24 protein-coding genes are annotated in these 25109 nt (G+C 63.7%); 8 read left to right on the top strand and 16 right to left on the bottom strand.

What is annotated here, in order from left to right; genetic code table 11:
* Positions 1 to 176: 176 nt before the first annotated feature.
* A complete protein-coding gene (locus tag AC07NV_RS02045; RefSeq protein ID WP_495164669.1) occupies positions 177 to 425 on the top strand; it encodes a hypothetical protein in 249 nt (82 codons plus the stop codon).
* Positions 426 to 612: 187 nt separating this feature from the next.
* On the opposite strand, the gene AC07NV_RS02050 is transcribed toward AC07NV_RS02045, so the two are convergent.
* Positions 613 to 1788 (bottom strand): GGDEF domain-containing protein, encoded by a 1176-nt coding sequence (locus AC07NV_RS02050; protein ID WP_495164670.1) that lies wholly within the window; start codon positions 1786 to 1788, stop codon positions 613 to 615.
* Between the two features lie 191 nt (positions 1789 to 1979).
* On the opposite strand from AC07NV_RS02050, the gene AC07NV_RS02055 reads away from it, so the two are divergent.
* The 6 genes from AC07NV_RS02055 (at position 1980) to AC07NV_RS02080 (ending at position 7476) form a co-directional block, all read left to right on the top strand.
* Positions 1980 to 3191, top strand: coding sequence for a hydrolase (locus AC07NV_RS02055; RefSeq protein WP_495164671.1), 1212 nt, complete (start codon positions 1980 to 1982; stop codon positions 3189 to 3191).
* Positions 3188 to 4189: an arginine N-succinyltransferase gene (locus AC07NV_RS02060; protein ID WP_495164672.1), complete on the top strand. Its 1002-nt coding sequence runs from the start codon at positions 3188 to 3190 to the stop codon at positions 4187 to 4189. The genes AC07NV_RS02055 and AC07NV_RS02060 overlap by 4 nt, the downstream gene beginning before the upstream one ends.
* Positions 4190 to 4192: 3 nt before the next feature.
* The gene (locus AC07NV_RS02065; protein WP_495164673.1) at positions 4193 to 5443 is read left to right on the top strand and encodes an N-succinylarginine dihydrolase; all 1251 of its coding nucleotides are present in this window, start codon (positions 4193 to 4195) and stop codon (positions 5441 to 5443) included.
* A 21-nt stretch (positions 5444 to 5464) separates the two neighbouring features.
* On the top strand, positions 5465 to 6136 hold the full coding sequence (locus AC07NV_RS02070) for a spermine/spermidine synthase domain-containing protein (RefSeq protein ID WP_495164674.1): 672 nt from the start codon (positions 5465 to 5467) through the stop codon (positions 6134 to 6136).
* A 293-nt stretch (positions 6137 to 6429) separates the two neighbouring features.
* Positions 6430 to 6672: a hypothetical protein gene (locus tag AC07NV_RS02075; RefSeq protein WP_495164675.1), complete on the top strand. Its 243-nt coding sequence runs from the start codon at positions 6430 to 6432 to the stop codon at positions 6670 to 6672.
* 48 nt (positions 6673 to 6720) lie between these two features.
* Entirely contained in the window at positions 6721 to 7476 is a 756-nt protein-coding gene (locus AC07NV_RS02080; protein WP_495164676.1) for an alpha/beta fold hydrolase, read from the top strand.
* On the opposite strand, the gene AC07NV_RS02085 is transcribed toward AC07NV_RS02080, so the two are convergent.
* Genes AC07NV_RS02085 through AC07NV_RS02095 form a run of 3 tightly spaced genes read right to left on the bottom strand, consistent with a single transcriptional unit; the run spans position 7427 to position 11621 of the window.
* Positions 7427 to 8473: an alpha/beta fold hydrolase gene (locus tag AC07NV_RS02085; protein ID WP_495164677.1), complete on the bottom strand. Its 1047-nt coding sequence runs from the start codon at positions 8471 to 8473 to the stop codon at positions 7427 to 7429. The two genes, AC07NV_RS02080 and AC07NV_RS02085, sit on opposite strands and share 50 nt — an antisense overlap.
* 58 nt (positions 8474 to 8531) lie before the next feature.
* Complete coding sequence (locus AC07NV_RS02090) at positions 8532 to 10193, bottom strand: MFS transporter (RefSeq protein WP_495164678.1); 1662 nt, start codon at positions 10191 to 10193, stop codon at positions 8532 to 8534.
* Positions 10194 to 10250: 57 nt separating this feature from the next.
* The gene (locus AC07NV_RS02095) at positions 10251 to 11621 is read right to left on the bottom strand and encodes a DEAD/DEAH box helicase (RefSeq protein WP_495164679.1); all 1371 of its coding nucleotides are present in this window, start codon (positions 11619 to 11621) and stop codon (positions 10251 to 10253) included.
* 308 nt (positions 11622 to 11929) lie between these two features.
* Between AC07NV_RS02095 and AC07NV_RS02100 the strand changes: the two genes are divergently transcribed.
* A complete protein-coding gene (locus tag AC07NV_RS02100; protein ID WP_495164680.1) occupies positions 11930 to 13402 on the top strand; it encodes a glycerol kinase in 1473 nt (490 codons plus the stop codon).
* 33 nt (positions 13403 to 13435) lie between these two features.
* Here AC07NV_RS02100 and rpmE read toward each other — a convergent pair whose 3' ends face one another.
* The 12 genes from rpmE to rpsB all read right to left on the bottom strand — a co-directional run bounded on the left by rpmE (position 13436) and on the right by rpsB (position 24820).
* Positions 13436 to 13663 (bottom strand): 50S ribosomal protein L31, encoded by a 228-nt coding sequence (gene rpmE / locus AC07NV_RS02105; RefSeq protein ID WP_495164681.1) that lies wholly within the window; start codon positions 13661 to 13663, stop codon positions 13436 to 13438.
* Between the two features lie 133 nt (positions 13664 to 13796).
* Positions 13797 to 14276: a 3-hydroxyacyl-ACP dehydratase FabZ gene (fabZ, locus tag AC07NV_RS02110; RefSeq protein WP_495164682.1), complete on the bottom strand. Its 480-nt coding sequence runs from the start codon at positions 14274 to 14276 to the stop codon at positions 13797 to 13799.
* 5 nt (positions 14277 to 14281) lie between these two features.
* Entirely contained in the window at positions 14282 to 14971 is a 690-nt protein-coding gene (locus tag AC07NV_RS02115; protein ID WP_495164683.1) for an OmpH/Skp family outer membrane protein, read from the bottom strand.
* A complete protein-coding gene (bamA, locus tag AC07NV_RS02120; RefSeq protein WP_495164684.1) occupies positions 14971 to 17634 on the bottom strand; it encodes an outer membrane protein assembly factor BamA in 2664 nt (887 codons plus the stop codon). The genes AC07NV_RS02115 and bamA overlap by 1 nt, the downstream gene beginning before the upstream one ends.
* Before the next feature lie 73 nt (positions 17635 to 17707).
* Complete coding sequence (gene rseP, locus AC07NV_RS02125) at positions 17708 to 18856, bottom strand: RIP metalloprotease RseP (RefSeq protein WP_495164685.1); 1149 nt, start codon at positions 18854 to 18856, stop codon at positions 17708 to 17710.
* The gene (locus AC07NV_RS02130) at positions 18831 to 19997 is read right to left on the bottom strand and encodes a 1-deoxy-D-xylulose-5-phosphate reductoisomerase (protein WP_495164686.1); all 1167 of its coding nucleotides are present in this window, start codon (positions 19995 to 19997) and stop codon (positions 18831 to 18833) included. Before AC07NV_RS02130 ends, rseP begins: the two co-directional genes overlap by 26 nt.
* A gap of 1 nt (position 19998) precedes the next feature.
* Positions 19999 to 20673, bottom strand: coding sequence for a phosphatidate cytidylyltransferase (locus tag AC07NV_RS02135; protein ID WP_495164687.1), 675 nt, complete (start codon positions 20671 to 20673; stop codon positions 19999 to 20001).
* 3 nt (positions 20674 to 20676) lie between these two features.
* A complete protein-coding gene (uppS, locus tag AC07NV_RS02140; protein ID WP_495164688.1) occupies positions 20677 to 21363 on the bottom strand; it encodes a polyprenyl diphosphate synthase in 687 nt (228 codons plus the stop codon).
* 122 nt (positions 21364 to 21485) lie between these two features.
* Entirely contained in the window at positions 21486 to 22040 is a 555-nt protein-coding gene (frr, locus tag AC07NV_RS02145) for a ribosome recycling factor (RefSeq protein WP_495164689.1), read from the bottom strand.
* 23 nt (positions 22041 to 22063) lie between these two features.
* Positions 22064 to 22786: a UMP kinase gene (gene pyrH, locus AC07NV_RS02150; RefSeq protein ID WP_495164690.1), complete on the bottom strand. Its 723-nt coding sequence runs from the start codon at positions 22784 to 22786 to the stop codon at positions 22064 to 22066.
* A 117-nt stretch (positions 22787 to 22903) separates the two neighbouring features.
* Positions 22904 to 23830 carry a translation elongation factor Ts gene (gene tsf / locus AC07NV_RS02155; RefSeq protein WP_495164691.1) on the bottom strand — a complete coding sequence of 309 codons (927 nt, stop codon included), beginning with the start codon at positions 23828 to 23830 and terminating at the stop codon, positions 22904 to 22906.
* A 132-nt stretch (positions 23831 to 23962) separates the two neighbouring features.
* The gene (rpsB, locus tag AC07NV_RS02160; RefSeq protein WP_495164692.1) at positions 23963 to 24820 is read right to left on the bottom strand and encodes a 30S ribosomal protein S2; all 858 of its coding nucleotides are present in this window, start codon (positions 24818 to 24820) and stop codon (positions 23963 to 23965) included.
* Positions 24821 to 25109: the final 289 nt, after the last annotated feature.

The following is a 25109-nucleotide window of genomic DNA, read 5'->3' on the forward strand; positions in this document are numbered from 1 at the left end:
AAAGGGCCGCCGCCCTATGCCGCGATTGGTTTCGATTGGCAATGGGTCCTTTCCAACCCTCTCCGCGTAGTTTATGCTGCGACGCACAACATAAGCCTTTCTCCCCAAAAACGGCCCTTGAACTCATGGACGATACACGACTGAAATTGATGGAAGCCATTGCCCGAAAACGGAAAGTGACGGCGCTCTATAATGGCCAGATCCTGACGCTGGCACCGCATCTGTTGTTCGAACGGCGCGGCGACCTGTTCGTCAGCGCGCTCAATTTGAACAAGAGCTGGCGGTCGGACGAAGATCCGCGGCTGGGCCATTTCAAGCTCGGCGGGCTCGCGTCGATCGAGCTGATCGAAGAGACGTTCGATCCCCTGCCCAATTTCGAACCCGCGGCGCCGCGCGACGAAGACACACCGCTTCTCGCGGTTTAGAGTGCGATGACATCTGTTTGATCCGTTCGTGTCGAGCGAAGTCGAGACACCCCTCGGCCTTGCTTAACACCGATGGGTGTCTCGACTTCGCTCGACACGAACGGAATAGGGGTCGGCCTTAAAGTCATCATGCTCTAATCGCACGCCGCTCTAGTCGCCGCCACGCAGCCCTTTGCTGAAGGCGTGGTCAAGCCACGCCTAGGGCCGACATTGACGGCAATTCGCCGAGCGCCACGCGAACCTGGTTCCGCCCGCCGGCCTTGGCCCGATAAAGCGCGGCGTCGGCGCGGCGCGACAATTCGAAGAGCGACTCGCCCGAGGTTCGCTGGGCAACGCCCAGGGACGCCGTGAAGCCGCGGTCGACGCCCAGCACCGGCAACTGCGCCGAGGCGAAAGCGGTGCGCACGGTTTCCGCATAAAGGCGGCCGTCGGACAGCAATGCATCGGGAAGCAGGACGGCGAATTCTTCGCCGCCGATCCGGCCGACGATTGCATTGGCGGGCGCCGCATCGACGAGCATCGCCGCGAAATGCGCAATCACGCCATCGCCTGCCGCGTGGCCGAAGCTGTCGTTTATCTTTTTGAAATCGTCGAGGTCGGCGGCGATCAGCACGGCCCCGGCTCCGCCCCGCGCAAGCGCCACTTCGGCATGATGCTCGAAACCGCGCCGGTTGAGCACGCTGGAAAGCGGATCGGTTTCCGAGCGTGCGACCATTTCTGCGGTTGTGTCGCGCATCATGACGAGCAGCAGCACGAGCGCAATCGCCATCAGCGCGACAACACTCCCGCTCTGCGAGATGGCGGCATAGGTGGTCGCCATATAGCCCTGCGGCCTGCTCGCCGTCCCGACCGTCGCCGCGATCAACGGCTTGAGAAGATAAAGCGACGCCGCGATCCCCTGCAGCGCGATCAGCAGCAGGTCGAGGGCCTGACGGCGGCCCGAACGCCAGATCACCACGCCGAACAGGGCTTGCATGGCAAAATAGGGGAACTGGTAGAGCGTCAGCCGCATGGTCGAACCATAGGTCATGCTGAAGATCACGGGCACAGCGAGAATCGTCAGCACCCAGATCGCGGCCATTGTTTTCCACGGCGGCGAAACACAATAATGGTAAGCAACGCCAATCAGCGCGAAGCTGAGCGCCAGCAGAAAGACAAGAAATATGCCGATCCCGACCGGGGTGGGATCGACTTGCCTTGTCAGCAGGAATTCGAGCCCGACGTTGACGATTCCCATGCCATAGCCAAGCGCCATCCACCATGCGCCGCGGGCGGTCCGGTTGGTCGCAGCGACCACGGCGAACGCAACGGCAAAAATGCCGGCAACGGACATGTTGATTCCAAGTACAAAGGCAGCAGTCATCGACCCACTCGTCATCGGTTCGATCAGCGTAGCGAAGCTGTCCCGAACTTTCGGTTAATGCGTTGCGATTCGAGATAATTCGAGCGTGTCCTTACCCAAGGTTGCGGCCAGCGGCAGTGATTTACCGTATCGCGGCGACAAAATGGCCGGCGGGGGTGCAAAAGCCCTTCGTCGCTCGCTATAGCCACGCGATGACCAGTCTTACCGCGACCGAAAATGCGACGCTCGAACGCGCGGCCGATGCGCCGATGCTGCGCCAAGTCGAACAATGGGCGGCCGTGAACAGCGGCACAGGCAATCTACCGGGATTGAAGACCGTCGCGGGACAACTGGCCGATGCCTTTGCGGCCCTGCCCGGCGAAGTGCGGCTCGTCGCCGCCGATCCAGTCGAAAGCGTCGACAGCGCAGGCACGGTCAACACCATCCAGCGCGGCGATCATTTGCATGTGCGCGTGCGGCCCGACGCGCCGGTGCAGCTGCTGCTGACGGGGCATATGGACACGGTGTTCGCCGCCGATCATCCGTTCCAGAATTTGAAGTGGCTGGAGGATGGCGTCCTCAACGGCCCCGGCACCGCCGATATGAAGGCGGGGATTTCGGTGATCCTTGCCGCGCTGACGGCGCTTGAGGCGTCACCGCTGGCGAACCGCGTCGGATATGACGTGATGATCAACAGCGACGAAGAAACCGGCAGCCAGGCATCCGCAAGGCTGATCGCCGAGCTGGCCCGGGGCAAGACCGCCGCGCTCACATACGAGCCTGCGCTGCCCGACGGGACGCTCGCGGGCGCGCGGCCGGGAAGCGGAAATTTCTCGGTCATTGTCCACGGCCGCGCCGCGCACGCCGGACGCAATCCGCAGGACGGGCGCAACGCGCTGCTCGCCGCCGCCGATCTAGCGCTGCGCCTGAACTCATTCAACTCACTGGAATTAAAAGTAAATCCGGCAAAAATTGACGGTGGCGGGCCGAATAACATCGTCCCCGATCAGGCAATCCTTCGCGTCAACATGCGCCCCTCGACCCCCGAAGCTATGGCTGCGGCCGAAGTCGCGCTGCGTGACACCTTAGCCAACATCGAGCGCGAGCATGATGTGCATTGCCATATCCACGGCGGCTTCAATCGCCCGCCCAAACCGCTCGATGCGGCAGCGACGCGCCTGTTCGAACTGGTGCGCGATTGCGGCGCCGCGCTCGGCCTGCCGCCGATCAGCTGGAACGCCACCGGCGGGGTTTGCGACGGCAACAATATTGCGGCATGCGGGATTCCGGTCGTCGACACGATGGGACCGCGCGGCGGCGCGATCCATTCGTCGGATGAATTTCTCATCGTCGACAGCCTCGCCGAACGCGCGCAGTTGTCGGCACTCACAATGACAAGAATAGCGGAACGGGGGACTGTGTGAATTATGTGATCCGGGCGGCAAAGCCGGGCGATCTTCAGAGCATCTATGAAATGGCGAAGCTGACCGGTGGCGGCTTCACCAACCTGCCCCCCGACAAAAAGGCGCTGTCCGCGAAGCTCGAGCGCACCGAAGCCTCGTTCGCGAGCGACAAGGAATATCCGTCGGACGAGCTGTACCTGCTCGTGCTCGAAGATACGGACAATGGCGAAGTGCGCGGCACCTGCCAGATTTTCGGACAGGTCGGCCAGCGCTGGCCCTTCTATTCCTATCGCATCGGCACCGACAGCAAGCATAGCGAGCAGCTCGACCGGACTTTCCACGCGCAGGTGCTGATGCTGAGCAACGACCTCAACGGCGCGAGCGAGGTCGGCGGGCTGTTCCTGCACCCGGCGGCGCGCGCCGGCGGGCTCGGGCTGTTGCTCGCGCGCTCGCGCTATCTGTTCATCGCGCGCCACCGCGCGCGCTTTGGCGACCGCATCCTCGCCGAGCTGCGCGGGGTGATCGACGAAGCGGGCGGATCGCCCTTCTGGGACGGGGTCGCGGGCAAATTCTTCGGCATGAATTTTCAGGAAGCCGACCAGTTCAATGCGGTCCACGGCAACCAGTTCATCGCCGACCTGATGCCGAAACACCCCGTCTATATCGCGATGCTGGGCGACCATGCGCGCAGCGTCATCGGCGTTCCGCATCCGACCGGGCGCGCCGCGATGCGCATGCTGGAGAATGAGGGGTTCGCGTTCGAAAATTATGTCGATATTTTCGACGGCGGCCCGACGATGACCGCGCGCACCGATCAGGTCGCGAGCATCCGCAACGCAAAGCATATCGAAATTTCGGCAATCGCCGAAAAGGGTCAGGACACGTTGGTCGCATCGGGCCAGCTTGCCGATTTCCGCTGCTGCTTCGGCAAGGTTGGCGACGGGTCGACACTCGATGCCGAGGCGGCGAAGCTGCTCGGCGTTGGCACGGGCGACCAGATCAGCTGGATCGGACGCTAAGCCATGTTCACGGAAATCAACTTCGACGGGATTATCGGCCCGAGCCATAATTATGCGGGCCTCAGCCGCGGCAATATCGCGTCGGCGAACAACGCCGGCGACGTGTCGCAGCCGCGCGCCGCGGCGCTGCAGGGCATCGACAAGATGCGCCACAATCTCGCGCTCGGACTCCCCCAAGGCTTCTTCATGCCGCTCGACCGGCCCGATGCGCCGTGGCTCGCGACGCTCGGTACGACGCTGGACAATGCCGAGGGGCATTTGCGCGCGCAGGCATGGTCGGCATCATCGATGTGGGCCGCGAACGCCGCGACCGTCTCCCCCGCCCCCGACAGCGCCGACGGCAAATGTCATCTGACCGTCGCCAACCTCGTCACCATGCCGCACCGCAGCCATGAATGGCCGGGCACGCTGGCGCAGCTGCGCCTCGCCTTCGCGCATCCCGCCTTTGCGGTGCACACACCGATCCCCGCCCCATTTGGCGACGAAGGCGCGGCGAACCATATGCGATTGTGCAGCGGGCATGACGGACAAGGCGTCGAAATCTTCGTCTATGGCGTTGGCGGCGGCCGCTTCCCGGCGCGCCAGCATCTCGACGCATCGAAAGCAATCGCCCGCCATCATGGGCTCGACCCGAAGCGCACCCTGTTCATTCGCCAGTCGGACACCGCGATCCAGGGCGGCGCGTTCCACAACGACGTCGTCGCGGTCGCGAACGAGCATGTGCTGTTCACCCACGAGACCGCGTTCGAGGATCGCGAGGCGGCGCACGCCGAAATCCGCGCCGCCTTCCCCGCGGCCGAGATCGTCGAGGTTCCCGCAAGCGCGGTGAGCCTGCCCGATGCGATCAAATCCTATCTGTTCAATGCCCAGCTCGTCAGCCTGCCCGATGGCGGCGGCATGGGGCTGGTGCTGCCGACCGAGGCGCAGGCGATACCTGCGGTGTGGCAGTGGCTGGAAGCGCATGTCGCGGGCAACGGCCCGATCCGCCGTCTTCTGCCCGTCAACGTCCGCCAGTCGATGGCGAATGGCGGCGGTCCGGCCTGCCTGCGCCTGCGCGTCGTCGCCGATCCCGCGACCGTCGATCCGCGCTTCATCGCCAACGATGCGAAGCTCGACCGGATCGCCGAGGTGGTCGCACAGCACTGGCCCGAGGCGATCGCGCCCGGCGACCTCACGTCGGCGGCGCTCGCCTCCGACGTGCGTAACGCGCGCGCGGCACTGCTGGACCGGCTCGACCTGAGCGAGCTCGGCTGATTTCATGACAGGCGATATCCATTGAAGATACGCGAATTGATCGACACCGCGCCGGTGCCGGGCGGCGACGAACTGCGCCTGTACCGGCGCGGCGACGATTTCATCATTGCGATCGATCGCAACGAATTGATGAGCAGCCGGATGAGTGGTTCAGAGGAAGCGCTCGCGGTGATGAGCTGCGACCGGCTGCGCAGCCCGAATGCAGCGCATCTGCTGATCGGAGGCTATGGCATGGGCTTTACCTTGCGCGCGGCGCTGGCGGCGCTTGGACCCGCCGCAAAGGTGACGGTGGCCGAACTGGTCCCCGCAATCATCGACTGGGCGCGCGGACCGATGGCGCATCTTGCGGCAGGTTGCCTTGACGATCCCCGGGTCGAGCTGGCGATAGGCGATGTCGCGGGCGCCATCGCGTCGGCGACGCGCCGCTATGATGCAATCCTGCTCGACGTCGACAATGGCCCCGACGGCCTGACGCATCCCGCGAACGACCGGCTCTACTCACCGGCAGGGTTGGCAGCGGCCAAGGCCGCGCTGAAACCCGGCGGCATCCTCGCGATCTGGTCGGCCGCGCCCGATGTGAAGTTCACGCGCCGGTTGACGGTGTCGGGGTTCAAGGTGGAAGAGGTCGGCGTCCGCGCGCGGAGCAACGGCAAGGGTCCCCGCCACGTCATCTGGTTTGCGAGATCGGGTTAGAGGCTGCGCAGGGAACGAAGGACGGCTTTCGACCGGTTACCGCCGCATCGACCATCGTCACCCCGGACTTGATCCGGGGTCCATGACTTCAGCGCTGCCGTGGATCCCGGATCAAGTCTGACGAGTCACGCGCCTCGTCCGAGGGTGACGAAAGCGTGGAACGCCCGCTTCCCACCCAAAAACCGATGCTCCTCTTGCCCTCACCTGTCGGATTAACTTACAGTTTACCATAAGTCCGGTGCGTCGAATCCCCGATTTGCGCCAGTGGCATGGCTCTTGCCTAGGATATGGTGATGCTGAAAAAAATCGGACGCCTGTTCGTCATCAAGACCCGCTTCGAAGCGTGCCTGATCATCTATGCGCTGGCCATGGGCGCGATGGCGCGCGGCGTGACCTATCTCGATCATTATCCCGGCGTCGGCGGCAAACTGTTGCTGCTCGCGTGCACGGGTTCGGTGTTTCTGGCCGGCGCGAAGATTTTCGACTGCCTGCGGTTCGAGCAGGCGGCGGCCGCGGCTGCAAAACAGGCGGATTAAGCCGCGCCAGCCTTTCGTCTGTCACCAGGATATGCGAAGGCATGTCCCATGAGCAGGATCAGCGGCCGCCCGGCCATCAGCACCGAGCATGTCTATGGCCTGAGCCTGCGGGTCGCGCGCTGGCGTGAGGGTTCGCCCGGCACCCCTTTGTTGTTCCTCAACGGCATCGGCGCCGACATCGCCGCCGCTGCGCCGCTTCTCGCACAGATTCACGGCCGAGAGGTTTGGACGCTCGACATGCCGGGGGTTGGCGGCTCGCCCGACGCGCTGCTTCCTTATGGCGCACCGACGATCGCTGCGGTCGTGATGGAAATCGCCGACCGCTTTGGCCACAAGAGCCTCGACCTCGCAGGGTTCAGCTGGGGCGGCGCGCTGGCGCAGCAGATTGCGATCCAGTTTCCGGGGCGCGTCCGCCGGCTGGTGCTGATGGCAACGACCCCGGTTATGGGGGCACCCGGTATCGGATGGGCGGCGATGTTCGATGACGATATGCTGGCAAGCGGGCTCAAGATACAGACCGCGACGCCGCTGGGCATCGCCTACCAGACCACCGCCATGGCCGGATGGACGAGCGTGGGGTTTCTGTCCGGGTTGAAGAAGCTGCCGACGCTGGTGCTGATGGGCGAACAGGATGGCGTCATGCCCGCCTGTTACGGCCAGATGCTGGCCGATCAGATCGACGGCGCAGCGCTGGAAGTGGTGCCCGGATCGCACCTCTTCCCTTTCACCCATGCCGCCGCCATTTCGGCGCGGATCAATGTGTTCCTGGACCTTCCGGCTGCGAAGGCGCAAGCCGCCGCTTGAGGAAATCGGCGATCGCCTTCGCGGTCGCGTCGGGTGCTTCCTCCATCGGCAGGTGCCCGATCCCGGGTAGCAGCACGACCTCCGACCCCGCGATCCGTTCGTGGAAGGTCTGCGCGGCGCTCGGGTTGATCAGCCGGTCCTTGTCGCCGAACAGGATCAGGGTCGGCGCCTTGATGTCCCCCACCCGCGCCGCCATCGCGGGTTCGCGGTCCATCCGCGCGCGCAGCACCGTCGCTTCGCGATTGCCGGGGAAACGCAACAGCTCCCAATAGCGGTCGATCATCGCATCATCGACAATAGCCTGCTTCTCGACCGAACCGCGCAGCGACTGTTCGACCAGCATCCGCGGGGTGATCTGTGTCGCGAGCCAGCGGCCGAACGGATATTCCAGAACGCGAAAGCCGACATTCGACGGCGGTGCCTTTTCGCCCTTGCGCAGCGGCATGCCTGCCGCATCGAGCAGCAATAGCGCATCGACCCGGCCGGGATGGTCGAGCGCGTAGCGCCAGCTGACCCAGCCGCCCATCGAATTGCCGCCGAGAACGAAATGGTCGAGCCCGAGCTTGGCCGCGACGACGTCGACGGCGGCCATCATGCCCTCCGCCGAATAATCGGTGTCGGGCGTCGCGCCGGTGAGCCCATGCCCCGGCAGATCGAGCGTGACGATACGGTAATCGGCGCCCAGCCGCTTCACGAGCGGCTCCCAGGTCTGAAGGCTGCTGTTCGAACCGTGGATCAGGATGATCGCAGGGCCTCCGCGTTCGCCCTGGTCGCGATAATGGACTTGCTGTCCGGCCGGACCAGCGGCGAAGGCCCCGGCGGGCCTGCTGTATTTGGCGATCATTTCGTCGCGGTCGGTGTCCGGCGTACGCAGGAGCAGGAACGCGACGATAATCGCGACGATCATGCCGAGCGGGATCAACACCCGCTTGCGCCGGAACAGATGTCGCCGCGGCGGCAACGGTTCGAAATCGTCGTCGTCGATGTTGGCCATCATACCCACCCTCTTGTCCGCCGCGACCCTAGCGCACGGCCCCTGTTCGTCAATGCGCCGGCTATTCGTGAATCTTGCGCCGGAAGGTTTCGGGCAGGAAAAGCAGGCCGACAATGAGGGTGATCACAGCGATGATGACCGGGTACCAGAGGCCGTAGTAGATATTGCCCGTTGCCGCGACCATCGCGAACGCGGTCGTGGGCAGGAAGCCGCCGAACCAGCCATTGCCGATATGATAGGGCAGCGACATTGCGGTGTAGCGGATGCGGCTGGGGAAGAGTTCGACGAGCAGCGCGGCGATCGGGCCATAGACCATCGTCACGAGCAGAACGAGGTAGAAGAGGATCGCGACGACGAGCGGCTTGTTGATCGCCTTCGGATCAGCTTTCACCGGATAGCCAGCGTCGACCAGTGCGCGTTCGAGTTCCGAACGGAATGCGGTAATCGCGCCGGCCCGATCCTCTTCGGCCAGACGCCAGGGATCGGGCGCAGCCAGAACCCGCGACCCGATCCGTACCCGCGCGGGATCGCCGGTCATGCGTTCGCGCGTGTAGGCCGTGTAGCTGGCGCCGGCCTTCGCCAGCGTCGACTTGATGATGTCGCAGCCGCTGCTTTCGAACCGGTTGCGCCCGATCGGATCGAACTGGAAGGAGCAGGCATCGGGGTCGGCCGCCATGATGACCGCTGCATTCTGCTGCGCCTTGGCCATCGCAGGGTTGGCGGCGCTCGTCAGCATATGAAACGCCGGGAAATAGGTGATCGCAGCGAGCGCGCAGCCCGCAAGGATGATCGGCTTGCGCCCGACCTTGTCGCTGAGCCAGCCGAAGAAGATGAAGAAGGGTGTGCCCAGCGCGAGTGCAATGGCAATCAGGATGTTCGCCGTCGCCCCGTCGACCTTCAGCGTTTTTTCGAGGAAGAACAGCGCATAGAATTGCCCCGAGTACCAGACAACCGCCTGCCCCGCGACCGCACCGAACAGCGCGACGATGACCCATTTGAGATTTTCCCAGCGGCCGAAGGCTTCGGTCAGCGGCGCCTTCGAGGTCGTGCCTTCGTCCTTCATCTGCTTGAAGACAGGACTCTCCTCGAGCTGGAGGCGGATCCACAACGACACGCCGAGCAGGATCACCGAAATCAGGAAGGGAATGCGCCAGCCCCAGTCGGCAAACGCCGCCTCGCCGATCGTCGAGCGGATTGCAATGACGACGCCCAGCGCTGCGAACAGCCCGAGCGTCGCAGTGGTCTGGATGAAGCTGGTGAACAGGCCGCGTTTCCCCTCGGGCGCATGTTCGGCCACATAGGTCGCAGCGCCGCCATATTCGCCGCCGAGTGCGAGTCCCTGCACAAGCCGCAGCACGACAAGCAGCACCGGCGCCGCAACGCCGATCGACGCATAGCTGGGAAGAACGCCGACGAGGAAGGTCGAGACGCCCATCAGCCCCATGGTGACGAGGAAGGTGTTCTTGCGTCCGACAAGGTCGCCGATGCGCCCGAATACGAGCGCGCCGAACGGCCTGACCGCAAACCCCGCGGCAAAGGCCGCGAGCGCAAAGATGAAGCCGGTGGTTTCGTTGACGCCCGAAAAAAACTGCGCCGAAATGATCGTCGCGAGCAGGCCGTAGAGGTAGAAATCATACCATTCGAAAACCGTGCCGAGCGACGAGGCAAGGATGACCTTGCGTTCGCTCTGCCGGGTTTCGATGGTTGCCGTTGCGTCCGTCATCCGCTGCCCTTCGCCCATCATCGTTGGGCGAAGGGTCTAGCGGGTGTCAGCGGCGCGTCAACCGACGCGCTTCACCGCACTCTTGTGCGCGCCAACGCTCTTGTTGCGCGGGCGGAAACGGCGCTTGCGCTGGCCTTCGGCGCCTTCGCCGGCTGCGGCACCGTCGCGGCGCGGACCACGTTCGCCCTGCGGCTTGCCGCGATGGGCGTCCTGACGCTGGCGATTGGGATCGCGACCCTGGCTGCCGGTGTCGCGGGGTCCCGCAACGGGCTTGGGCAGGTTGCGCACCATCTCGTTGAAATTCTCGGGCAGCGGCATCGGCTCGGACTTGCTCCGCGTGACGCGTTCGATGTCCTTCATATACGGCCGCTCATCGGGAGCGATGAAGCTGATCGCCATGCCCTCGGCGCCGGCGCGCGCGGTGCGGCCGATGCGGTGGACATATTGTTCGGGCACGTTCGGGATCTCGAAGTTGATGACGTGGCTGACGCCCGACACGTCGATGCCGCGCGCGGCAATGTCGGTCGCGACGAGCAGCTTGATGTCGCCCGAGCGGAAGGCCTGCAGCGCGTGGGTGCGCTGCGACTGGCTCTTGTTGCCATGGATCGCCATCGCCTTGATGCCGGCACCCGCAAGGTGGCGAACGACACGGTCGGCGCCATGCTTGGTGCGGGTAAAGATCAGCGCGCGATCGATATTTTCGGTCGCAACAATCGAGTGCAGCAACGCCTGCTTTTCCTTCTGTTCGACGAAGGTCGCAAACTGGCGGATCTTTTCGACCGTCGTCGCCGCCGGGGTAACCGACACGGTGACGGGATCGTTGAGGAACTGCTCGGCGAGGTGCGCAATTTCCTTCGGCATCGTTGCCGAGAAGAACAGATTCTGGCGGCGCGACGGCAGCAGCTTGGCGATGCGGCGCAGCGAATGGATGAAGCCCATGTCCATCATCTGATCGGCTTCGTCGAGGACGAAGATTTCCACATCGTCGAGACGCAGCGCACGCTGGTCGATCAGGTCGAGCAGGCGGCCCGGGGTGGCGACGAGGATATCGACGCCGCCCGACAGATCGCGGATCTGCTTGTTGATCGGCACGCCGCCAAAGACGGTCGTGACGCTGAGCTTGGTAAAGCGGCCATAGTCGCGGCAGCTTTGTGCGATCTGCGCAGCAAGCTCCCGCGTCGGCGCGAGGACGAGCATCCGGCAGCCGCGCGGGGTCGGGCGATGCGGATAGGTCAGAAGGTGGTGGATCGAGGGCAGCGAGAAGCCGGCGGTCTTGCCCGTTCCGGTCTGCGCGATGCCGCACAGGTCGCGGCCCTTCATCAGCGGCGGGATCGCCTGCGTCTGAATCGGGGTCGGGGTCGTGTAATCCTTGGCGGCAAGCGCACGATTGATGTCGGCGTGCAGGCCAAAGTCGTTAAAAGTCGTCATAAAATACTCACTATGGGCGACGCGCACAGCGTCCGTTCGAATCGAACGGACGGCGCACGGCCGCGGGTTCGAAACGACCCGCGTGAAAGGGTGCCTCTGGGGACAAAGCGCTGGTCCGGCTCGTCCCGCGCCTGATTTGGGCGGGAAAATCACGCTGCCGGTGGTTACGGCGGGTGATCCCGCCATGCTGCGCTGCACAATATATGGCATAGCTGCCGCAATTTTGCAAGCCGGATACGAATGTAAGTGTCGCGCGGCTTGTCGGCGCGCCGTTCTTTTTGCATCACTGGCAAAAGAGGGAGAGCAGCATGGCCGAGAAAATCATCGTCATCGACGAAGGGACCACCTCGACCCGCACAATGCTTTTCGCCGCCGACGGCACCCCGCTGGGCAGCGCGCAGCGTGAAATCCGGCAACATTACCCCGGCCCAGGCCTCGTCGAGCATGACGCGGCCGAAATCTGGACCGCGACCCTTGCCTGTACACGCAAGATGATCGAACAGGCCGGCGGCGCCAGCCAGATCGCCGCGATCGGGATCACCAACCAGCGCGAGACCATCGTGTTCTGGGACCGCGCGACCGGCGAGCCGCTGGCGCCCGCCATCGTCTGGCAGGACCGCCGTTCGGCCGCCGACTGCGCCGCGCTGAAAGACGCGGGCCATGAGGCGATGGTGCAGGAAAAAAGCGGCTTGCTGCTCGATCCCTATTTTTCGGGGACCAAAATCGGTTGGGCGCTAAAGAACTGGCCGCAGCTTCGTGAAGCCGGCGACCGGCTCGCGGTCGGGACGGTCGAATCCTGGCTCGTCTATCGCCTGACCGGCGGCGTCCATACCACCGATGCCAGCAATGCGTCGCGCACGCTGTTGATGAACATCAACGGCAATGGCGGCTGGGACGCCGACCTCTGCGATCTGCTCGGCGTTTCCATCCGCCTGCTACCCGAGATCACCGGGTGCACAACGACCGTGGGCACGACCGACCCGGCGCTGTTCGGCGGCGCGATCCCGATCTGCGGGATGGCGGGCGACCAACAGGCTGCAACGATCGGACAGGCCTGCCTATCGCCGGGGCAGACCAAGGCGACCTTCGGCACGGGTGCGTTCATCCTCTCGGCGAGCGGCACGACCCGCCCGCACTCGGCGAACCGCCTGCTCGCGACGGTGCTGGTGCAGGAAGGAGATGTCCGTTCCTATGCGCTCGAAGGATCAGTCTTCGTCGCGGGCAGCCTGATCAAATGGCTACGCGACGGCCTCGGCCTGCTCGCCAATGCGGGCGAGAGCGAGGGGCTGGCGCGGTCGGTGGCCGACAATGGCGGGGTCTATCTGGTCCCGGCCCTGACCGGGCTGGGCGCGCCGCACTGGCGGCCTGACGCGCTCGCGTCGATATCGGGGCTGAACTTCGCGACCAGCAAGGCGCATGTCGCGCGCGCGGCGCTCGAGGCGCAGGCTTATCAGGCGCACGACCTGAAATCGGCGTTCGCCGCCGACGGCGTCGACTGGGCCGAACTCCGCATCGATGGCGGGATGGCCGCGAACGACTGGATGGCGCAGGATCTGGCCGACATGCTGGACCTGACGGTCGAGCGGCCCGGGTTCGTCGAGAGCACAGCGCTTGGCGCCGCGATGCTCGCGGCCACCGGCGCAGGGCTTTATCCCGACCTTGCGAGCGCGACGAAAGCGATGCGCGGCACGGCCACGCGTTTTACGCCCGCACTCGATGCCGACAAACGCAAAACGCGCCTTGCCGGGTGGCAAAGCGCGCTTGCAAAGGTTCTGGGCTGAAGCCCTCGCACCCCGCTTCGGCGGGGACAAGGCTTAGCGCTTGAGGGTAAGACCGCCGAAACGCTTGTTGAACTTGGCAACCTGGCCCGCTGCGTCGAGCATGCGTCCATGGCCGCCGGTCCAGGCCGGGTGCGCGGTGGGGTCGATTTCGAGCGTCATCGTGTCGCCCTCTTTGCCCCAGGTCGAACGCGTCTGATACTCGGTGCCGTCGGTCATCTTGACCGTGATCATGTGATAAGCGGGGTGAATGTCTTTTTTCATGTGTCTGGCTCCTGTGCCACTGGTTACCGACCAGCGTGCGTGAGTCGATGCGCCCGAGGGCGCGAAGCAGCGTCCCCTAACGGCGAACGCCCGATTTGGCAAGTATGAGCTTTTTTGCCTTCGCCCGGACCGGCTATTCGGCCGGCGGGTCGGCAATCATCGCGGTGAACTGGCATTCGGTCGCCAACTGCCCGTCCAGCATCGCCCGGCCTTCGAACTTGCAGATGTTCCGCTTCGCCTGAAGGATCGTGACGTGAAGGTCGAGCAGGCAACCCGGCTCCACCGGCTTGCGGAACTTGATGCCGTCGATGCTCATGAAATAGACGAGCTTGCCCGTGCCGCCGAGGCCCAGCGACTCGATCGCCAATATGCCGCCGGCCTGCGCCAGCGCCTCGACGATAAGAACACCGGGCATGATCGGCCGGCCGGGGAAATGCCCCTGAAAAAAGGGCTCGTTGATCGTCACGGCCTTGACCGCGTGGATCGAGGTGTCCTTCACCATCGATTCCACCCGGTCGACGAGCAGCATCGGATAACGATGCGGCAGCAACGTCAGGATCCGGCGGATATCCACCGGCCCCATCGCGCCTTCCGGCTTTTCCCCGTCCGCCATCAGATTCAGCGGGTCGTCGGTGCGGTGCCCGTCGGCGCCGGAGCGGCGGGGGTCGTACCCTGGGCGGCACGGGCCTGATCCATCAGCTGCTGGTTGCGCTGCTGGACGAGCTGGCCCGGCTGGTAACCCGCCGGTACAGCGGTCGACACGTTCGGCAGGATGCGATTGAGTTCGGTAACCACCGCGTCGGTGATGTCGACATTGTTTTCGCGCGCCAGAACCGCGTCGGGGTTAAGCAGCAGGTCGACCTTCTTTGCGGTCATCGCGGCCTTGATTGCTTCGTTCATGCGAACGCTGATCTGGTCTTCGACATAGGCGATGGCGAGATCGACGGGCGCGCCGATACGGCCGAGTTCGGTCTGTGCAGCCTGACGCTTGTCCTGCACGGCCTTGGCAGCAGCCTGCAGCGTCGTCTGGTTCTGCGGAGTCTTTTTCGCCTCTTCATTATACTTGGCGATCAGGACGTTGACTTCGGCCTGCAGCGTCTGGCCGCGCGACTGTTGCTGATCGATCTGTGCCTTGTAGGTCGTCTCGATCTGCGTCGACGCGGTCTGGAAGGCGTTCGAACGCGCAGCGGCGGCACGGACGTCGGCAACGCCGACACCCTTTGCCTGGGCAAGGGCCGGAGCCGACAGGATGGGCGAAACCGACAGGGTGGCTACGGCCAGCGCCGAAGCGACAAGAATTTTCTTCATCAGAATTGGGTTCCTACGTTGAATGAGAAGCGTTTGGTGTCATCGCCCTCTTCTTTGCGAAGGGCGTAAGCGAAATCGATCCGGAAAGGACCGAACGGAGAGTTCCAGTTGACCCCGGCACCGATCGACACGCGCGGCATCCACGTATCGCCAAAGAAGCGTTCTTCGAATGGAGAGAGCGCCGTGAAGCCAGTGGCACAGGTATTGTACTGACCAGACGGCGTGCCGTCGGGATTCGGGGTATTCGTCGCAAAAGCCTGCTGCCCGGTGGTCGAATTCCGGCACAGAGATTTGGTCAGATTGTCGGTGGGATCCTTGAAGTTTGCCAGCGTCGTCAACTGCGGCCTGCGCACGCTGAACACCGAACCCACGTCGAGGAAGATCGACGGCCGCAGGCCCATTTCCTTCGCGCCGGTACCCAGCGGAATATCGATTTCGAGACGCCCCTGATAATAAGCGCGGCCACCCAATGCGTCGTCGATCTGCCCGCGATCATTCGTCGTGGTATCGAGGATCGGATTCGCCGGGTTCGTGAGATCGACCGAATTATAACGAATCACGCGCGGGCCGACGCCGCGGATATCGAAGCCGCGCATCTGCGGTTCGCCCAAGAAGAAGCGATCGGTCAGGCGGACCTTGTCGCTCGTCGGGGTCGGCCGGCTGCCGAAGGGATAGATGTAACCGCCCTCGGCCGACACATTGAGGATGAAACGGCTGCCAAGGTTGAAATGCTTGCTCCCCGACAGGCGCGTACGAACATATTTCACGCTACCGCCGAGGCCGGCAAAATCCTGGCTGAGCGACAGCGACTGGCCGCGGGTCGGACGAATGCGGTTGTCGCGATCGTCATAGGCCAGCGTGTAACCAAGCAGCGAGGTGGTGCGATTGCCGATCGCGTCGCAAAGATAACGGCCGGCAACGAGTGGATCGCACTGGTCGCCGAAATAATAGATCGACTTGTCGAGCGTCACATCGTCGAAGTTGATGCTGTAGCGCGCAAAGAAGGACATGAATTCGGTCAACGGCACACCGGCATTGAGCTGCAAGCCGGTCGTGACCTGCTGGAACGTCGTGCGGCGGTCGTTGTTGATGAAGTTGAACGAGTTCAGGTCGCGGCGATAGACGCTGCCCCCGACCGAGATGTTGCGGTCGAACAGATAGGGTTCGGTGAAACCGAGTTCGATCGACTTCGAATAGCTCGAATAATTGACCGACGCCTGTAACTGCTGACCGAGGCCGCGGAAGTTGCGCTGGCGGATCGACGCCTGAAGCAGGAAATTCTCGATCGACGAGAAACCGGCCGACAGCGACAACTCGCCCGTCGGCTTTTCCTGAACATTGGTTTCGAGGATGATGCGATCGGGAGCGCTGCCTTCCTTGCGCTCGATCTCCAGATTTTCCTGGAAATAACCGAGGCTGTTGATGCGGTTCTCGGTGCGCTTGATGCCAAAGCTGTTGAAGGCGTCGCCTTCGTTCAGGCGGAATTCGCGGCGCACGACCTTGTCGTGGGTCAGCGTATTGCCATTGACGTCGATCCGTTCGACGTAGGTACGCGGGCTTTCGGCGACGTTGAAGGTAATCGCCATCGTCCGCGTTTCGGGGTCGCGCCGGAATTCGGGGTTGATGTCGGCAAAAGCGTAGCCGAACAGACCCGCGGTTTCGCTGAGGCTTTCGACGGTGTCCTCGACGAGCTTGGCGTCATACCAGTCGTCCTTGTGCATCGGCAGCAGCTTCTTCAGCATCTCGGGCTGGAAGTCGCGCAGTTCGCTCTTCACGTCGATATCGCCGAACTTGTAACGTTCGCCTTCCTCGACGACATAGGTGATGATGAAGTCCTGCTTGTTGCTCGTCAGTTCGGCAACCGCCGAAATCACCCGGAAATCGGCATAGCCATTGGCGAGATAAAACAGGCGCAGCTTCTGCTGGTCATAAGCGAGACGATCGGGGTCGTAGCTGGTGTTCGACGACAGGATCGTCATCAGGCTCGACTGCTTCGTCGCCATCTCGCCCTTGAGCTCGCCGTCGCTGAACTTTTCGTTGCCGAGGATGTTGATCTGGCGGACCTTCGACTTCGGTCCTTCGTTGATTTCGAACACGACGTCGACGCGGTTCTGGTCGAGCGACACCATCTTCGGCTCAACCGTCGCGGCGAAGCGGCCCTGACGCTTGTAGAGCTCGATGATACGCGCAACGTCGGCGCGGACCTTCGACCGGGTAAAGATCTGACGCGGCGCAAGCTTGATCTCGGGCCGGATCTTGTCTTCCTTCAGGCGCTTGTTGCCTTCGAGGATGACGCGGTTGATCACCGGGTTCTCGGTCACCTGAATCTGCAGCGCACCCGCGTTATCGGTGATCTGGAAATCCTTGAACAGCTCGGTCGCGGCAAGATCCTTCAGCGCCTGATCGAGCACCGAGCGGTCATATGGCTGACCGACGCGCAGGCGCAGGTACGACAGGATCGTCTGCGCCTCGAGACGCTGGTTGCCGACGACGGTGATCGACTGGACCGTCGTCGCGGACGGCGCCGCTTCAGAAGCAGGTGCGGGAACCACCGGTGGCGCGACTTGCTGCGCCATCACCGGCGCTGCCAGCATCGTTCCTGCCATGAGGAGGGCCGACAGCTGTGTCCGCGCCGAGAGTTTGTGTGAAGCCACGCTGTTCATCCCGAAAAAATAACTCAAAAGCGCCAAACCCGCCTGACCGCAGGTTCGCGCGCAACTCCCTGCCCCACTCCGGCTATCCAATCAAGCGCGCGATCCTGTCCCACACGCCAATTGAGCCCAAATCATTGAAAGTCACGACCAGCATGAGGGTTGCGATAGCCACGAAGCCGAATCGGAACGCCCATTCCTGCGCTTGGGGCGGTGCGGGCCGCCGCCGGATCGCCTCATAGGCGTAAAAGAGCAAATGACCACCATCAAGCATGGGCAATGGCAAGAGGTTGATGAACCCCAGATTGATGGAAATGAAGGCGACGAAGAAGATCAGGGTGGCAACGCCGAGGGTCGCCATTTCGCCTGACTGCTTGGCGATCTTGATGGGTCCGCCCATTTCCTTGACCGAGCGCTGTCCGGTAGCGAACTGGCCCAGTATGTTACCGGTCAGTCGCACCAGACCCCAGGTCTGCTCCGCACCTGCCCGGACGGCGGTCAAGGGACCAACCGCCGAGTAGATCTGAGCCCCCGAGCGGATGCCGATAATCGCGAGTTCGGCTTTGTTCCCGAACTGGTCGGTTTTCGAGATCAGGCGTGGACGCAAAACAACGTTGATACGCTCGTCGCCGCGCGCGATTTCAAGATTGGCGGGCTTGCCAAGGTTGAAGGCAACTGCCGCCTGAATATCTTCGAATATCGCAATGGAGCGGCCATCGATGCTGACGATACGGTCGCCGACACGCAAGCCGGCTTGCTGTGCGGCGCTCTTCGGCTCTACCCCGCCCACCACCGCGGGTGTCTCGGGGGTACCGTAAGTCATGTACAGCGCGGCGAAGATCGCAATCGCGAACAGGAAATTGGTCACCGGCCCCGCAAGGACGATGAGCGCGCGTTTCCACACCGGCTGGGCAGGAAAGGTATGCGACTTCTGTTCGACGGGCAGTTGCTGCCAGTCGGCGTTCGGCTGGCTGACCGCATCGCGGTCGCCGGCGAACTGGACATACCCCCCGAGCGGCAGCCAGCCGATCTTCCACTCCGTACCGCGCTTGTCGGTCCAGCCGAGGATTTTGCGGCCGAAACCGATCGAGAAGGTATCGGCCTTCACCCCGCACCAGCGGCCGACGATATAATGGCCATATTCGTGCACGAACACGAGCGGGCCAAGAACCGCGAGGAACGCGATCGGATAGAGCCAAAGCGGAATGTCAGGCATGTTCACATTGGTCCACATAATGCCGGGCGGCCGCGCGGGATGCGGCATCGACGCTGAATATGTCGTGAAGCGATGCGGGCGCGGCGGGGGCCGTCGCATCGATCACCCGGCGCACCGTGTCGACGATCGCCGGAAAGGAAATGCGGCCGGCAAGGAACGCGGCGACCGCCACTTCGTTCGCGGCATTGAGCTGTGCGGGGCGTGCGCCGCCCTCGGCAATCGCCGCACGGCAGAGGGCCGTCGCGGGAAAACGGACCTCGTCGGGTGCTTCGAAATCGAGCCGGGCGATGCTGGCGAGGTCGAGCGGGGCACATGGGGTCGCCATCCGCTGCGGCCAGGCCAGCGCGCTGCTGATCGGGATGCGCATGTCGGGCGAGCCGAGCTGCGCCAGCGTCGAGCAATCGATATATTCGACGAGGCTGTGGATCACCGATTGCGGGTGGACGAGGATTTCGATGCGGTCGAGCCCGACGGGGAACAGATGATACGCCTCGATCAATTCGAGGCCCTTGTTCATCATTGTCGCCGAATCGACGCTGATCTTGGCGCCCATCGACCAATTGGGGTGCGCAACCGCCTGCGCCGGCGTGACGCGCGCCATATCGGCGGCGCTCATCGTCCGGAACGGGCCGCCGCTCGCGGTCAGGATGATCCGCCGCACCTGATCGATCCGCCCGCCCGCGAGGCACTGAAAGATCGCATTATGCTCGCTGTCCACCGGCAGGATCGTGGCGCCCGATGTCCGCGCGACGGCGGTCATCAGCTCGCCAGCCGACACCAGAGCTTCCTTGTTGGCAAGCGCCACATCATAACCGGCGGCAAGCGCCGCCATTGTTGGCGCGAGGCCGGCGGTGCCGACGATGGCCGCCATGACGAGGTCGGTGGGCCGCTGCGCGACTTCGACCAGCGCGTCGGCGCCCGCAGCAATTGCGATGCCGGTGCCGGTGAGTGCGTCCTCAAGCTCGCCATAACGGGCTTCGTCGGCGATCACCGCTATGTCGGGCCGAAATTCCTTCGCGAGCTTTGCCAGTTCGGCAACATCGCTGTTGGCGGTCAGCACCCCGACCTGCCAGGCCTCGCCATCGCGGCGGACGAGATCGAGGGTCGATTGACCCACCGATCCCGTGGCGCCGAACAGCGAGAGGCGGCGCTGGGTCATATCAACCCGCGGCCCGCACGGCGATATGCCCGGCAAAGGCCAGCGCACCGAGCAGCAGCGCCACGGGCAGCACGCCGTCGACGCGATCGAACAGGCCGCCGTGTCCGGGAATGAGCTTGCCCGAATCCTTGACCCCGGCGCGACGCTTCATCCAGCTTTGCGCCAGATCCCCCATCTGAGCGAGCAGCCCCATGAACAGGCCGATCCACAGCGGCACGCCGACGATGCCCGCGCGATCACCGATCGTGGCGCTGGCGATCAGCGCCGCGATCATCCCGCCAATCAGCCCCGACCAAGTCTTCGACGGGCTGATTTTGGGCGCCAGGCGCGCGCCGCCAAAGGCGCGCCCCGCGAAATAGGCGCCGATGTCGGTCGCCCAGACCATCCCGAAAACCCAGAGCGCAGCGGTCATGCCGAGATTGTCGCGGATGAACCAGAGCCCCGCCATCGCCCCGAGAACGAGGACCGGACCGAGCAAATGGAGCGCAGTCTTGGCACCGCCGCCGATGGTCATCGCGCGCACCAGCGCAAACCATTCGACGAGGACGAGTGCGCCGCCGACGAGCAGCAACAGACCGAAAGCGAGACCGCCGAACCACAGCGCGGTGCCCGCGATCGCAAACAGGACGATCGCCGATCCAGCCCGCACCCACAGATCCGACTTGCCTGCTGTCATGCCCTAAAGTCCCCCGTAACGACGATCGCGGCGCGCAAAATGGTCGAGCGCCGCCTTGAGATCGGCCGGTTTGAAATCCGGCCACAAAATGTCGGTGAAATAAAGCTCGGCATAGGCCGACTGCCACAGCAGGAAGTTCGATAACCGGACCTCACCCGAGGTACGGATGAGCAGGTCGAGCGGCGGCATGTCGGCGGTGTCGAGATTTGCCTCGATCGACGCCTCGCTGATGTCGCCCGCCGCCGCGGCAGCCGTTGCCGCGCGCACCAGTTCGTCCTGCGCGCCATAGTTGAGCGCCACCGCAAGCGTGGTACGTTTGTTGCCCGCGGTGCGTTCAAGCGCATTTTCGATCAGCTTGACGACATCGGGCGCGAGTGCGCGCCAGTTGCCGATCACTTTCAGCTTCACGTCGTTCGCCGCGAATTCGTCAAGGTCGCTGAGGATGAAGCGTTTCATCAGCCCCATCAGGTCGCTGACCTCTTCTTCGGGCCGTTTCCAGTTTTCCGACGAAAAGGCATAAAGCGTCATCGCCTCGATACCAAGGTCGCCCGCGGCGCGCACGATCGTACGCACCGCCTCGACCCCGGCCTTGTGACCGGCGACGCGCGGCAGAAAGCGTTTTTTGGCCCAGCGGCCATTGCCGTCCATGATGATGGCGACATGGCGCGCGCCGTGGTCAGCTATCGTCATGCGAAAGCCTTAAACCCCGTTCGCATCGAGCGAAGTCGAGATGCCCATCGCGGTCGCGCGAGGCCGATGGGTGTCTCGACTTCGCTCGACACGAACGGAAAGAGAGCGGGCGCAGAAACGCACTAGCCCAGGATTTCCTTTTCCTTGGCGGTCGCCGCGGCGTCGAGTTCGGCAATCGTCGCGTCGGTCAGCTTCTGCACCTCGGTCTCGTGGCGCTTGCGCTCGTCCTCGCTGATTTCCTTCTTGTTCTCGTCGGCTTTCAGATTGTCCATGCCATCGCGGCGGACGTTGCGCACCGCGATACGCGCCGCCTCGGCATATTTGCCGGCGAGCTTCGACAGCTCCTTGCGGCGCTCCTGTGTCATTTCGGGGATCGGCAGGCGCAGCGTCTGACCATCGACGATCGGGTTGAGGCCAAGGCCTGCCGAACGAATCGCCTTGTCGACCGGGCCGACGTTCGACTTGTCCCACACCTGCACCGACAGCATGCGCGGTTCGGGCGCGCTGACCGATGCCACCTGATTGAGCGGCATGTGCGCCCCATAAACTTCGACCGTGACCGGATCGAGCAGCGCGGTATGCGCGCGGCCGGTGCGGAGGCCTGCGAGGTCGCTCTTCAAAGATTCGACCGCGCCGTGCATGCGGCGCTCAAGGTCGGCCTTGTCATATTTCGCCATCGTCTTTTCCTCTCTTGATTCAGTCAGGCGGCGTCGCGGACGACGGTAGAAACACCCTCGCCTGCCAGCACGCGCGCCAGATTGCCGGGTTCACGGATGTTGAACACGACGATCGGGATATGATTGTCACGGCACAGCGCCACCGCGCTCGCATCCATCACCTTCAGATTGTCGGCGAGCACGCGGTCATAGCTCAATGTGTCATAGCGGACCGCGGTCGGGTCCTTCTTGGGATCGGCGTTATAGACACCGTCGACGCTGGTGCCTTTCAGCAGCGCGTCGCATTTCATCTCGGCAGCGCGAAGCGCAGCCCCGCTATCGGTCGTGAAATAAGGGGCGCCAACGCCGGCGGCAAAGATCACGACGCGGCCCTTTTCCATATGGCGTTCGGCGCGGCGGCGGATAACGGGTTCGCACACCTTGTCCATTTCGATCGCCGACTGAACGCGCGTTTCGACGCCCAGTTGTTCGAGCGCATTCTGCATCGCGAGTGCGTTCATCACGGTGGCGAGCATGCCCATATAATCGGCCTGCGCGCGATCCATGCCCTTGGCGGCGCCCGCCATGCCGCGAAAGATGTTGCCGCCGCCGATGACGAGGCAGATTTCGAGCCCGCGATTCTTGGCTTCCTTGACCTCGGCGGCCATGCTCGCGACCGTTTCGGGGTCGATGCCAAAGGCGCTCGAACCCATCAACGCTTCGCCCGACAGTTTCAGCAAGATACGTTTCATGCCGGGCAGTGCCATGATCGGGGGAACCTTATGTAATCGATGAATAAGCGAATGGCGCGCACCCTAGAACGGGCACGCGCCATTGCCAAGCCGACTGCGGCGCCAAGGGCGCAGCAATCGGGCGTTTCTTTTTTAGACGCCAGCGACTGCTGCGACTTCCGCCGCGAAATCGCTTTCTTCCTTCTCGATGCCTTCACCGAGCTGGAAGCGGACGAAGCCCTTGAGCGTGATCGTCGCGCCGACATCCTTGCCGGCTGCGGCGACGACTTCGGCGACCGGGGTCTTGCCGTCCATCACGAACAGCTGCGACAGGAGCGCGTTTTCCTTGCGGAACTTCGCGATCGCGCCGTCGACCATCTTGCCGACGATTTCGGCGGGTTTGCCCGACTGGGCAGCCTTTTCCTCGGCGATCGCGCGTTCACGGGCGACCATCTCGGCGTCGAGGTCGTCGCCGTTCAGCGCCAGCGGGTTCGCGGCAGCGACGTGCATCGCCAGCTGCTTGCCGAGCGGCTCGAGAACGTCGGCACCGGCGGTCGATTCGAGCGCGACGAGCACGCCGATCTTGCCCATGCCGGGTGCGGCGGCGTTGTGGACATAGCCCGTGACGACGCCCGAGTTCACCGAGACGATGACACTACGGCGCAGCGACTGGTTTTCACCGATCGTCGCGATATTGCTGGTCAGCTTTTCCGCGACGGTGCCGCCGCTCGGATAGGTCGCAGCGCCGAGCGCTTCGATGTCCGAGACATTGCCGGCGAGCGCGACCCGGGTCACGTCGCGGACGAATTCCTGGAACTGCTCGTTCTTGCCGACGAAGTCGGTTTCGCTGTTCACTTCGACCATCGCGCCGCGGGTGCCGTCGGTGGCAACGCCAACGAGGCCTTCGGCGGCAACGCGGCCAGACTTCTTGGCGGCTGCGGCGAGGCCCTTGGTGCGGAGCCAGTCGATCGATGCTTCGATGTCACCGTTGTTTTCGGCAAGGGCTTTCTTGCAATCCATCATGCCTGCGCCCGTGCGGTCGCGCAGTTCCTTGACGAGAGCGGCCGTAATTTCAGCCATGGGATAATCCTTTCAAAAGGGGCGAGCCCATCTGGCCCGCGGGACGCCCGCGCGCATGGCGGGGCGATAAGTCAGAGGGATGACAGGACGGCGCGGACCACTGCCGCGCCGTCCCGTTATGCCCGAGAGCGACTAGGCGTCGCTCTGACGTTCGGTTTCTGCGGCAGCTTCGGCCGGGACCTGTTCGTCTTCAGTCACCGGAGCGACAACGTCTTCAGCAACCGGAGCGGCCGCTTCTTCGGTCAGCACGGCTTCGGCGACGGGCTCGACAGCCGCGCCGAGATCTTCGCCGCGGTTCGCACGGGCCTGCTGGCCGCCACGCGTTGCCGCCTGGGCGACCGCGTCGCAATACATGCGGATGGCGCGCGCGGCGTCATCGTTCGCCGGAACCGGGAACGCGATACCGTCGGGCGAGACGTTCGAATCGAGGATCGCGACGACGGGGATGCCAAGGACGTTGGCTTCCTTGATCGCCAGCTCTTCCTTGTTCGCGTCGATCACGAACATCACGTCGGGAATGCCGCCCATGTCGCGGATACCGCCGAGCGACATTTCGAGCTTGTCGCGTTCGCGGGTGCGGTTGAGCACTTCCTTCTTGGTGAGGCCCGAGGTGTCGCCCGAAAGCTGCTCTTCGAGCGTCTTGAGACGCTTGATCGAGCCCGAGATCGTCTTCCAGTTGGTGAGCATGCCGCCCAGCCAGCGATGGTTGACGAAGTGCTGACCCGAAGCGCGCGCGGCGTCGGCGATCGGACCCTGCGCCTGGCGCTTGGTGCCGACGAACAGGACCTTGCCACCGGCAGCCGACGAGGAGGCGATGAAGTCGAGCGCGCGCGCGAAAAGCGGCACGGTCTGCGACAGGTCGAGAATGTGGATGCCGTTGCGCGCACCGAAGATATACGGCTTCATGCGCGGGTTCCAGCGGTGGGTCTGGTGGCCGAAGTGGGCGCCAGCCTCGATAAGATTCTGCATCGTGACGACAGGTGCCGCCATAGTCTTTCTCCTTCCGGTTGGTCCTCTGGAAAGCAAGAACCGAAGGTCCGCAAGCGAACGATCCGGCACCGGTTTATGTGCGCCTTCCATGTGGAATGCGCGGGCCGTTAGCTGGCTTGACCACCAAAAGCAAGGGTGCGCGTCCATTTTCGGGCCCGATGGAGACAGGGCGCTCGACTCGACTGGACGACAAAGCGACTCCGTTCGTCGCAAAACAGTTGAGAACAAAACGGGAACATGGAACAAAAAGCCCAACGGAACCGTCGCTGGTTAACAAAAGGTTTCGCAC

This window comes from Sphingopyxis sp. GW821-FHT10B01, assembly GCF_059415685.1.